This window comes from Streptomyces radiopugnans, from assembly GCF_900110735.1.
Lineage (GTDB): Bacteria > Actinomycetota > Actinomycetes > Streptomycetales > Streptomycetaceae > Streptomyces > Streptomyces radiopugnans.
Window position 1 is genome coordinate 1,031,259 of sequence record NZ_FOET01000001.1, and the last position, 11,007, is coordinate 1,042,265.

Annotated in this window: 11 protein-coding genes; 2 read left to right on the forward strand and 9 right to left on the reverse strand. The window is 74.9% G+C overall.

Going from position 1 to position 11,007, the window contains the following annotated elements:
• Positions 1 to 77 precede the first annotated feature (77 nt).
• From ectB to BMY40_RS04490, 4 genes are all read right to left on the reverse strand, one after another.
• Entirely contained in the window at positions 78 to 1,346 is a 1,269-nt protein-coding gene (gene ectB / locus BMY40_RS04475) for a diaminobutyrate--2-oxoglutarate transaminase (protein WP_093655462.1), read from the reverse strand.
• Between the two features lie 80 nt (positions 1,347 to 1,426).
• Positions 1,427 to 1,963 carry a diaminobutyrate acetyltransferase gene (gene ectA, locus BMY40_RS04480; protein ID WP_093655464.1) on the reverse strand — a complete coding sequence of 179 codons (537 nt, stop codon included), beginning with the start codon at positions 1,961 to 1,963 and terminating at the stop codon, positions 1,427 to 1,429.
• A 397-nt stretch (positions 1,964 to 2,360) separates the two neighbouring features.
• Positions 2,361 to 3,089: a hypothetical protein gene (locus BMY40_RS04485; protein WP_093655466.1), complete on the reverse strand. Its 729-nt coding sequence runs from the start codon at positions 3,087 to 3,089 to the stop codon at positions 2,361 to 2,363.
• Positions 3,086 to 3,646: a SigE family RNA polymerase sigma factor gene (locus BMY40_RS04490; RefSeq protein WP_093655468.1), complete on the reverse strand. Its 561-nt coding sequence runs from the start codon at positions 3,644 to 3,646 to the stop codon at positions 3,086 to 3,088. The genes BMY40_RS04485 and BMY40_RS04490 overlap by 4 nt, the downstream gene beginning before the upstream one ends.
• A gap of 95 nt (positions 3,647 to 3,741) precedes the next feature.
• Between BMY40_RS04490 and BMY40_RS04495 the strand changes: the two genes are divergently transcribed.
• Both BMY40_RS04495 and BMY40_RS04500 read left to right on the forward strand, forming a co-directional pair.
• Complete coding sequence (locus tag BMY40_RS04495; protein ID WP_093655470.1) at positions 3,742 to 4,839, forward strand: amidohydrolase family protein; 1,098 nt, start codon at positions 3,742 to 3,744, stop codon at positions 4,837 to 4,839.
• A gap of 274 nt (positions 4,840 to 5,113) precedes the next feature.
• Positions 5,114 to 6,190 carry an SCO1860 family LAETG-anchored protein gene (locus BMY40_RS04500; RefSeq protein ID WP_245769825.1) on the forward strand — a complete coding sequence of 359 codons (1,077 nt, stop codon included), beginning with the start codon at positions 5,114 to 5,116 and terminating at the stop codon, positions 6,188 to 6,190.
• A gap of 107 nt (positions 6,191 to 6,297) precedes the next feature.
• Here BMY40_RS04500 and cobC read toward each other — a convergent pair whose 3' ends face one another.
• From cobC to cobJ, 5 genes are read right to left on the reverse strand one after another with little or no spacing between them, the layout of a single operon-like run.
• Positions 6,298 to 7,413: an Rv2231c family histidinol phosphate aminotransferase CobC gene (gene cobC / locus BMY40_RS04505; protein WP_177213860.1), complete on the reverse strand. Its 1,116-nt coding sequence runs from the start codon at positions 7,411 to 7,413 to the stop codon at positions 6,298 to 6,300.
• Positions 7,397 to 8,335, reverse strand: coding sequence for a sirohydrochlorin chelatase (locus BMY40_RS04510; protein WP_093655476.1), 939 nt, complete (start codon positions 8,333 to 8,335; stop codon positions 7,397 to 7,399). Before BMY40_RS04510 ends, cobC begins: the two co-directional genes overlap by 17 nt.
• Positions 8,332 to 8,979, reverse strand: a complete 648-nt coding sequence (locus BMY40_RS04515) for a precorrin-8X methylmutase (RefSeq protein ID WP_245769826.1) — start codon at positions 8,977 to 8,979, stop codon at positions 8,332 to 8,334. The genes BMY40_RS04510 and BMY40_RS04515 overlap by 4 nt, the downstream gene beginning before the upstream one ends.
• A complete protein-coding gene (locus BMY40_RS04520) occupies positions 8,976 to 9,218 on the reverse strand; it encodes a DUF362 domain-containing protein (protein WP_177213861.1) in 243 nt (80 codons plus the stop codon). The genes BMY40_RS04515 and BMY40_RS04520 overlap by 4 nt, the downstream gene beginning before the upstream one ends.
• Positions 9,215 to 10,993, reverse strand: a complete 1,779-nt coding sequence (gene cobJ, locus BMY40_RS04525) for a precorrin-3B C(17)-methyltransferase (RefSeq protein ID WP_093655839.1) — start codon at positions 10,991 to 10,993, stop codon at positions 9,215 to 9,217. The genes BMY40_RS04520 and cobJ overlap by 4 nt, the downstream gene beginning before the upstream one ends.
• Positions 10,994 to 11,007 lie beyond the last annotated feature (14 nt).

An 11,007-nucleotide genomic window follows, 5' to 3' on the forward strand; every position in this document is an offset into this window, starting at 1 on the left:
GGGCCATTCGGGTGGTGCGTGCGGCGACCGGACGCCCCCGGCGCCGGTCGGGCGCCGGGGACGGGCGGTGCCGCGTGTCAGGCGGTCTCGCGGACCGCGCGGGCCAGGGTGCGCAGGCCCTCGTCCAGCTCCTCGGGGGAGATCGTCAGCGCCGGGAGCAGCTTGACGACCTCGCTCTCGGGGCCGGAGGTCTCGACCAGCAGCCCCAGCTCGAAGGCGCGGGAGCACACCCAGCCGGCACGCCCCGCGTCGGGGAACGCCAGCCCCCACACCAGACCGCGGCCCCGGAAGCCGGCCACCCCCCCGCGGTGCTCGCCGGCGATCGCACACAGGGCGGCCTCGACCTGCTCGCCGCGGGCCAGCGTCTGCTTCTCCATCTGCCCGTCGGCCCAGTAGGTATCCAGGGCCGCCGCCGCGGTGACGAAGGCCGGGTTGTTGCCGCGGAAGGTGCCGTTGTGCTCGCCGGGCTCCCAGACGTCCAGCTCGGGCCGGAACAGGGTCAGCGCCATCGGCAGCCCGTAGCCGCTGATGGACTTGGAGACCGTGATGATGTCGGGGGTGATCCCGGCCTCCTCGAAGGAGAAGAAGCCGCCGGTGCGGCCGCAGCCCATCTGGATGTCGTCGACGATCAGCAGCATGTCCTGGCGCTTGCACAGGTCGGCCAGGGCGCGCAGCCACTCGGCCCGGGCGACGTTGACGCCACCCTCGCCCTGCACGGTCTCCACGATCACGGCCGCCGGCCGGTTCAGGCCGGAGCCGGAGTCCTGCAGCAGCCGCTCGAACCACAGGAAGTCCTCGACCTTGCCGTCGAGGTAGTTGTCGAACGGCATCGGGGTGCCGTGCACCAGGGGGACGCCGGCGCCGGCGCGCTTGAAGGCGTTGCCGGTCACCGCCAGGGAGCCCAGCGACATGCCGTGGAAGGCGTTGGTGAAGGAGACGATCGACTCCCGGCCCTTGACCTTGCGGGCCAGCTTCAGGGCCGCCTCGACGGCGTTGGTGCCGGTCGGGCCGGGGAACATCACCTTGTGGTCCAGGCCGCGCGGACGCAGGACCACCTCCTGGAAGGTCTCCAGGAAGGCCCGCTTGGCGGTGGTGGACATGTCCAGGCCGTGGGTGACGCCGTCGCGCTCCAGGTAGTCCAGCAGGGCGCGTTTGAGCACCGGGTTGTTGTGCCCGTAGTTCAGTGACCCGGCGCCGGCGAAGAAGTCGAGGAACGCGTGGCCGTCCTCGTCGTACATGTAGCTGCCGCGCGCCCTGTCGAAGACGGTGGGCCAGCCGCGGCAGTAGCTGCGCACCTCCGATTCGAGGGTCTGGAAGATGCTCAGGTCGGGCTGGGTGATGGTCACAGCGATCTCCTGGGAGATGGATTGCGAGAGGAGTGAGAGGTCTGGGGTGCCGGGGCGCGGTGCGGCGCGCCGCGCGGCGGTCAGCCGCCTGCGGCGGCCGGTGCGGTCGCGGTGGAGGCCAGGGCTGGGACGGGCCCGATCCGGTACAGCACCTCGGGCTCGTGTCCCTCCTCCGGGAACAGCGCGCCCTCGAAGAGGACCTCGCGCCGCACCGGTGCGCCGTGGCGCTCCGCGTAGGAGGTGAACAGTCGGTTGGAGGCGGTGTTGTCAGGGGTGATCGTCGTCTCTATCCCGTCGATGCCAAGCTCCTCGGCGGCACGGGTGGTCAGCCCGTCGAGCATCGCCGCGGCCAGGCCGCGTCCGCGCTGCCCGTGGTCGACGGCGACCTGCCAGACGACCAGGGTCCGCGGGTGCCGCGGCCGGACGTAGCCGGTTATGAAACCGACCGGCTCACCGTCGCCGTCGCGCGCCACCGCCGAGGTGGCGGCGAAGTCGCGGCACCACAGGAGGTAGCTGTAGGAGGAGTTGAGGTCGAGTACCCGGGAGTCGCGCGCGATCCGCCAGATCGCTGCGCCGTCCTCCACGCGGGGCGCGTCGAGCTTCAGTCCCTCCGGCATTTCGACGGTCTTTCTGTGGGCACCTGCATGGTCTGCTTGTGCGGCGGTCATGCAAATCCAATTTACCCAGAGCGAACTCAAATCACATCGAGGACAGGGGTTACGCGGGCGCGCTTTCTGTGTTATCGCGCGTGGGTGCGCACGCGCACGAAAGCCGGTGCGTTATGCCTGGTATGCCCCCTATTTTCCGGGCAAAGAGGAATCGATGTTGAGTCCGTCACAGATCCATAACGAGCGCGGAACGTGTCCGAAATACGCGGTTCGCCGATATCGAATCTTAGTGTTTAAGGACCGTCTGAGCGGGCATGAGGATATGGGATTCTATTCAGATCAGGTGCCCGTAAATTCATCTTCGATTCATGGAAGATATCCCAGCGAAACCGGATCGTGAGGTTCTTCAGGGAACTCGGCGGAAGTCCCCCTCCGCGGACACCGGCCCGCCGGGGCCCGTGGCGTGGACGGTGTAGGAGTCCCGCCCCGCGTCCCGCAGCCCCTCCGCATGGCCGTACTGGCCCACGAACCTGTGCTCGCCCGGCGGCACCGCGCGCCCCTTCCGCAGCGTCCAGCGGTACACCAGCGCGCCGCCCTCCTCGCGGACGGTCACCTCGAAGTCGTCCGCCGGCAGGGTGCTCCAGAAGCCGGTGTGCCGTACGCCCCCGGCCGGCGCGACGCGCAGCTCCACGGTGAGGGAGGCCAGCCGCTCGCCGCAGTGCAGGACGACACCGCTCTGCGCCCAGTGCGCGTTGTTGCCGGGGCCCAGCACCCCCCGGGAGCGCAGCCGGTCCTCCCGCGGGCCCGGCTCGCCCCCGCCGGCGGACGGAGCGGCGGACGGCGGCCCTCCGTCCCGGACTCCGGCTCCCGCCGGTGCCCGCTCCCCCCACGGCTCCCCGCCGCCGGCCACCCGGTCGACGGCCAGCCCGCCCGCGGCGAGCACGGCCACCAGCCCGCCGGCGGCCCCGGCCATCCGCGGCCAGGCCCGGCGGGGACGCGGGCGGACACGGCCGGCCTCCTCCCGGGACCCGGCCGGAAGGCGCGCGGACACCCGGGCCCACATGCGGGCCCGGTCCGGACGGTGCCCGTCGGCGGCCACCCTGAGCCGTGCGACCACATCGGGGCGATCGGTCACCAACCGCTCCGTCCCGCGGGCCCGGCGCGCAGCGCCCGTACGGTCTCGTACGCGCGCTCCGGCCCCGTCCGGGCCGGCGCCAGCATCCGCTCCAGTTCGGCGATGCCGCGCGAGGTCTGGCTCTTGACGGTGCCGACCGAGATGCCCAGGGTGCGGGCGGTCTCCTTCTCCGACAGGTCGAAGGCGTGCCGCAGCACCACACACGCCCGCTTGCGCAGCGGCAGCCGGGCGAGCGCGTCGCGCACGTCCAGCACCGCGGGCACGTCAGGGTCGTCGATGCGGTCGGGCCGGTGCGACCAGAACAGGGCGATCCGGCGGCGCTCGCGCACCAGGCTGCGCTGCCGGGTGCGGGCCATGCCGGCCACCACGCTGCGCGCGTACGCCAGCGGGTGCCCGTCGGCGCGCACGCTGTCCCACCGGCGCCACACCGCGACGAGCGCGTCGGCGGCGAGGTCGTCGGCTCCCTCGGAGTCTCCCAGCAGCAGGTAGGCGAAGCGGGACAGGTCGGCGTAGTACCGGTCGAAGAAGGCGTGGAACTCTTCGGTGGGGGCGTCCACGCGGCCTCCTCAGGGCTCGATGGATCCTGCGAAGTGATGTGCCACGACCCCCTGCGGCTGCGTGAGCGTAGCAGGGGACTCGTACAGTGCGGCATATGAGCGAGCGCGGGAATTTCCACATCCGGGGACGGGTCCTGACCGGGCCCGGCCCCGACGACGTCCGGGACGAGATGTGGGTCGTGGACGGGCGGATCACCTACGAGCGGCCCACCGGGCCGCTGGAGACGGCCACGGTCGAGGGCTGGGTGCTGCCCGGGCTGGTGGACGCGCACTGCCACGTCGGGCTCGATGCCCACGGCGCCGTCGACGACGCCACCAGCGAGAAGCAGGCGCTCACCGACCGCGACGCCGGGACGCTGCTGATCCGGGACGCGGGATCGGCCGCCGACACCCGGTGGATCGACGACCGCGAGGACCTGCCGCGCATCATCCGGGCCGGCCGCCACATCGCACGCACCAGGCGCTACATCCGCAACTACGCCCACGAGATCGAGCCCGGGGACCTGGCGGCCTACGTGCGGGGCGAGGCGCGGCGCGGCGACGGCTGGGTCAAGCTCGTCGGCGACTGGATAGACCGCGAGCAGGGCGATCTGGCCCCCTGCTGGCCGCGCGGCGCGGTGGAGGCCGCCATCGCGGCCGCCCACGAGGAGGGCGCGCGGGTCACCGCCCACTGCTTCGCCGAGGACTCGCTGCGCGATCTGGTGGAGGCCGGGATCGACTGCGTCGAGCACGCCACCGGTCTGACGGAGGAGACCATCCCGCTCTTCGCCGAGCGGGGCGTCGCCATCGTCCCCACCCTGGTCAACATCGCCACCTTCCCCCGGCTCGCCGAGGGCGGCGAGAAGAAGTTCCCGCGCTGGGCCGACCACATGCGGCGGCTCCACGAGCGCCGCTACGACACCGTGCGCGCGGCGTACGACGCCGGCATCCCGGTCTTCGTCGGCACGGACGCCGGCGGCTCGCTGCCGCACGGGCTGGTCGCCGACGAGGTCGCGGAGCTGGTGGCGGCGGGCATCCCGCCGGTGGACGCCCTGTCGGCGACCACCTGGGCGGCCCGCGCCTGGCTGGGGCGCCCGGGGCTGGAGGAGGGCGCCGAGGCGGATCTGGTGGTGTACGAGGCGGATCCGCGGGCCGACGTACGGGTGCTGGCCGCGCCGCGGGCGGTACTGCTCAGGGGGCGCGCCGTGCGGTGAGGCGCGCGGTGAGGCGCGCGGTGAGGCATGCGGTGAGGCGCGCGGGGTGTCCGCGGTGGAGGAGGGCGTATGCCCGCCCTGTGGAGACGCGGTGCGATACCCATGATGAGCTAATCGAAAACTGCGGCAGGTGTGACTCTTTCGAGTGAATTAACGCTACGTGGCCGCTCTTTCGCGCTACGTGGGTCAACAATGGCGTGGTCTCAGTCACCGGTGTGAGCGATGTCCCCCATTGGCCGCCGGTGACGCCATGCAATCCGTGGGGGTTTCACCTGTGAACAAGTCTGTCTACGGCCTGCTCGCCGCCGCCGCTCTGGTGGGGGTCACCGCCGCGCCCGCGAACGCCGCCGGCGACGCGGGCTCGGCGAGCGCGGCCGTACTCCGGGCGAGCCTGGAGGTCTCTCTGCTCAAGGGGGGCGCCGCCGTACCGCTGAAGACCGAGCTCAACGCGGTCCGGGCGCCCGAGAGCGCCGACGAGACCCTGCTGGAGGCCCGCGTGGACGGCGTGCACGGCGGCAAGCCGTTCACCATGCTGGGCGCGAAGGCCGCCACCTCGAGGGCGACGGTGGAGAAGGGGAAGGCCGAGGGCCACTCCAACCTGGCCGAGGCCAAGGTGTACGTGCCGGGGCTGCTGCGGCCCCTGGTCAGGACCGAGCTGGTCACCTCCCACGCCGTGTGCGAGGCCGGTGCCCAGCCGACCGCCGAGTCCGAGATCCCCGGCACCGTCACGGTGCTCGGGAAGAAGGTCGAGGTGAAGGCCGACGGCACCACCACGGTCGAGGCGGAAGGCCTCGGCACGGTGCGGCTGAAGCTGGCCGAGACCGTCACCACCACCCGTACGGCCGCCGCCACCGCGCTCGCGCTGGACATCGCGCTGAACCCGGCCGATCTGAACGTGGCCGAGGTCAAGGGCCGGGTGACGCTGGTGGAGGCGGCCTGCGAGACGCCCGGCGGCAAGGGCGGTGACAACGGCGGATCCACCGGCGGCACCGGCGGCTCCACCGGCGGCGACGGCGGTGCCACCGAGGGCGGGTCCACCGGTTCCGCCGGTGGCGGCTCCGCCGACGGGGGCTCCACGAGCGGCAGCGGCGGTTCCACCGAGGGCTCCGCCGACGGCGGTTCCACCGGTGGTGACAGCGGCTCGGCCGGCTCCACCGACGGCAAGGGGAACGACCCGCAGCCGCAGACCGGTTCGGAGCCGTCCGGCGAGAAGCCCACCGGCAACCTCGCCGAGACCGGCGGCAGCTCGGCCACCCCGTACATCGCCGGCGGAGCCCTGGCGCTCGTCGCCGCGGGCGGCGGCCTGCTGATGCTGCGCCGCCGCCGTGCGTCCGGCGTGGCCGACGCCTGATCCGCTTACCGCCGACCCGGCCCCGGGCCGGGTCGGCGGTGTGAGCGGTGCTAGTCGGTGTGAGCGGCGGCGGGCCCCCGGGCGGGGGCCCGCCGCCGCTCCGCGCGTCAGCGCACCCCGAGGCCGGCCAGCGCCCGCACCAGGCGGTCGGTCGTCGCCCGGTCCCGCACCGCCAGCCGCAGCCACCGCGCGTCCAGGCCGGGGAAGGTGTCCCCGCGGCGTACCGCGATGCCCTCCGCGCGCAGCCGCTCCCGCAGCCCGGCCGCGTCGGCGTGCCGCACCAGGACGAAGGGCGCCCGCGGGTCCGCCGTCGCCTGCCCCAGCTCCCCGAACTCCGCGAGTCGGCCGAGCAGATGGGCCCGGTCGGCGGCGGTCCGCTCCGCCGCCCGCTCGGCCTCGGCCAGCGCGGCTGGCTCGCAGCACGCCTCGGCCGCGGCGAGCGCGGGGGAGGAGACCGGCCACAGCGGCTGGTGCCGCGCCAGCGCGGCGACGGTCTCCGGGTCGGAGAGCACATAGCCGATGCGCAGCCCCGCCAGCCCCCAGGTCTTGGTGAGGCTGCGCAGCACCACGGTGCGGCCCGGAAGCTCCGTCACCAGCCCCGCCAGGGACTCGCGCTCGCCCGGCACCGCGTCGATGAACGCCTCGTCCACCACCAGCGTCCGGCCCGGCCGCGCCAGCGCCGCCAGGGCCCGGGCCGGGTGCAGCACCGACGTCGGGTTGGTCGGGTTGCCGACGACCACCGCGGCGGCCCCGGCCGGAACGCGGGCGGGGTCGAGACGGAAGCCGTCCCGCTCCTCCAGGACGACGCGCTCCACCCGGTGGCCCGCGTCCAGCAGCGCGGCCTCCGGCTCGGTGAACTGCGGGTGCACCACGACCGGTCCGCCGTCGCGCCAGGCGTCCGACCCGGGCGGGGGCAGGAACCGGGCGAGCAGGACGAACGCCTCCGCCGCGCCCGCCGTCAGCAGCACGCACTCCTGCGGCAGCCCGTGACGGGCCGCCACCGCCCGCCGGGCCGCCCGCCCGTCGGGGTAGGCGGCCAGCGAGCCGATCGAGGCGGCCACCCGCTCCCTCAGCCACGCGGGGGGCGTGCCGGCGCGGACGTTGACCGCGAGGTCCACCAGGTCCGCGCCCGCGTCCCGCACCTCCGCGTCGCCGTGGTGGCGCAGGTCGTGCGCGACGCCCGGGGGCCGAGGGGGAACCAGGGGTTCAGTGGGCGTGTGCATGGCCGTCATTGTGGTGATGGTGGTGCCCGTGCCCGTGTCCGTGTCCGTCGTCGTCCGGGTGGTGGTGGGGCCGCTGGGGCATGCCCACCTTCTCCTCGAAGCCGGGCAGCGCGATGCGGTAGACGCACGAGTCGCAGTTCATCCGCAGATCGCCCTCGACGGCCTCCGTGTAGCGCTCCCAGACCAGCTCCGCCAACTCGTCGGTGGGGCCGATGACATCGGCGGAGAGCACCTCGGTCTCCGGGTGCGCCGCGGCCCAGCCCTCGGTCTGCGCCCGGACCCGGTCCGGCAGGATGCCGGTGAACAGGAAGTACGGCAGCACCACGATCCGGCGGGCGCCCAGCATCCGGCAGCGGTCCAGGCCGGAGGGGACGTCGGGGGCGGCGAGCGAGACGAACGCCGTCTCCACGCCCGCGTAGCCGCGCCCCTCCCACAGCAGCCTGGCCGCCTTGTGCACCTCGGCGTTGGCGTCCGGGTCGGTGGAGCCGCGGCCCACCAGCAGCACCGTGGTGCCGGCGCGGCTGCTCGCGCCGCCCTCGTCGCCCGCCGAGCGCAGCGCCTCGTCCACCCGGCGCTCCAGCACGTTCAGCAGCGACGGGTGGGGGCCGAGCGGGCGGCCGTACGCGTAGGTGGTGCCCGGATGGCGCTGCTCCTCGCGGGCCAGGGCGGCGGGGATGTCGCCCTTGGCGTGCCCGGCCGAGACCAGCATCAGCGGGACGGCGGCGAAGTTCCGCACACCCCGTCCGGTCAGTTCGGCGACGGCGTCGGCGAGCGGCGGCGGGGACAGTTCGATGAAACCCCCCGCGACGGGGAGGCCGGGCCGCCGCTCGCCGAGGTCGCGCACGAAGGAGCGGAACGCCTCGGCGCCGGCGTCGTCACGGGTGCCATGGCCGACGAGGAGCAGGGCGGGCGGACTGGTCACTGGGTCTTCTCCTTGGCGGTACCGGGGGCGGTACGGGGGACGGTGCTGTCGGGGTGTGCGGCGGTGGCCGGGGTGTACAGAAGGGCGTTGAGGGCTGCCGCGGCCACCGCGCTGCCGCCCTTCTCCGAGACGTTGCTGACGGCCGGCAGGCCGCTGGCGCGCAGCGCCGCCTTGCTCTCGGCCGCGCCGACGAAGCCGACGGGCAGACCGATGACCAGGGCGGGGTCCGCGTCCAGGGCGAGCAGTTCGAACAGGGCGGTGGGCGCGCAGCCGACCACCCACACCGCGCCCGGCCCGACCTGCTCGTGGGCCAGCCGCACCGCGTGCGCGGAACGGGTCAGGCCGTCCTCGGCGCGGGCGTCGGCGAGCCGGCACACCGTCTCGCGGCGGGTGATCCCGGCGGCGACCATCTCGACGTCCACCACGACCGGCGCACCGGCGTGCAGGGCGGTGTGCGCGGCGCGCAGCGCGCTCTCGTCGGTGACCAGGTCCTCGGCGTAGGCCGGGTCGGCGCTGGAGTGGATCACCCGCTCCACCACGGCCCGCGTCAGCGGCGGGAGGTGGGAGGTGTCCAGCCGCGAGCGCAGGATGCGGTACGACTCCTCCTCGATGGGATGGACGGTGCGGTGGGGCAAAGGCGTCACGACGGCTCCCGGGGGTCGCGTACGGGGATCTCCTCGACGGCGTCGACCGGGCACACCTCGACGCACTCCAGGCAGCCGGTGCACAGCTCGGCCCGCACCAGCAGCGCGCCGCCCAGCGGACGTATCGCGTGGACCGGACAGGTCAGCAGGCAGGCGCCACAGCCCGCGCAGCGCGAGGTGACGGCGACGGGCGCGGCCCGGGGGACGGCCGTCGGTGCGGCGGTCGCGGGCGCGGTCACCGGGACTCCTGCCAGCGGTAGCCGCGCGGGGTCACCATGCGGCCGGCCACGGTGCGGGTGGCGGTGTTGCCGACGGTCACCACCGTCATCATGTCGACCGTCCCCGGATCGAGTTCGCCGAGCGTGGTCACGGTGGTGCGCTCGCCGGGGCGCGAGGCGTTGCGCACCACCCCGGCCGGGGTGTGCGGGGCGCGGTGCTCGGCCAGCAGGGCGAGCGCCTTGGGCAGCTGCCAGTCGCGGCCCCGGCTGCGGGGGTTGTAGAACGTCACCACCAGGTCGGACTCGGCCGCCGCCCGGACCCGGCGCTCGATCACCTCCCAGGGCGTGTGCAGGTCCGACAGACTGATCGAGACGTGGTCGTGGCCCAGCGGCGCGCCCAGCAGCGCGGCGGCGGCGAGCGCCGCCGTGACGCCGGGGACACCGACCACGTCGATGTCGGCGGACGCCTCCGCCAGGGCGGGCGAGGCCATCGCGTACACCCCGGCGTCGCCGCTGCCGATCAGCGCCACCGCGTGGCCCGCGCGGGCCTCCGCCACGGCGGTGCGGGCGCGCTCCTCCTCCGCGCCGAGACCGGACTCCAGCACACGGGCGCCCGGCCGCAGCAGATCGCGGATCTGGTCCACGTACTGGTCGAGGCCGACGACCACCGAGGCGCGGCGCAGCTCGTCGCGGGCGCGCGGGGTGAGCAGGTCGCGGGCGCCGGGCCCGAGCCCGACGACGGCCAGCCGCCCGCGGTGCCGCCGCCGCGCCACGGCGCAGGTCGCCATCGCCGCGCGCCCCTCGGGAGCGGACTTCCGCTTGGGCACGACCAGTTCGGCGCCCTCGCCGCAGGCGAGCAGCGCGGCGGCCTCCGCCACGCTCGGGGTGCCCACGGCGGCCAGCGGCGCGTCGGAGGGGTGGGGCACGGGCACGACGGCCAGTTCCTCCGCGGGGTACGTCCGCAGCGGTACGCCCAGGCGCCGGGCCGCCTCCACGATGCCCTCCTCGCCGGCCTTGGCCTCGACGGTGGCCAGCTCGGTGACGGACAGCGGCGACAGACCGGCGTCGGCGAGGGCCTGCCCGACCAGGGCGGCGACCTCGTCGGCGGGGGCTCCCCGGCTGGCGCCGACGCCGACGGCGAGGGTCGGCGGGCGCAGCACGGCCGTGCGGTCGCCGGGCGTCGCCGCGCGGTCGCTGACCAGCAGGGTGTACCCGTCGTCCGCGCCCCGGCCACCGGGCCCGCCGTCGCTCTGCGTGGCGCTGTCGGTGGCCTCGGCCACGTTGGGTGGCAGTGCGGGAAGGGGGAGAACGGAATGACGCACCAGACGGACGGGCTCGCCGTCGAGGATCGCCCGCGACACCGCCGCGACGGCGCCCTCGACGGGCAGGCCGAGGGTGTCCAGGCCGGGGACGCCGGCGGCGTCGGTGGCGGTGGTGACGACGGGACGGCAGCCGGGCAGGGCCTCGGCCACCGCGTGCGCCAGGTCGTTCGCGCCGCCCGCGTGGCCGCCCAGCAGTGCCACGGCGTACCGCTGCGCCTCGTCCACGCACACCACGCCCGGATCGTCCGCCTTGCCGCCCAGCAGCGGGGCGATCAGGCGCACGGTCGCGCCGGTGGCGAGGAAGCAGACGAGGCGGTCGCACTCGGCGAAGGCGCGGGTGACCGCCTCGCGGACGGTGCCGGCGGTACCGCCTTCGCCTCCGGTGTCGTAGACGCGGGTGGCCTCCGGCCAGGCGGCCGCCAGACGGTCGCGGGCGCGCCGCCCCGCGGCGGTGGCGGAGACGAGACCGACCAGGCCGGCCGGGGCGT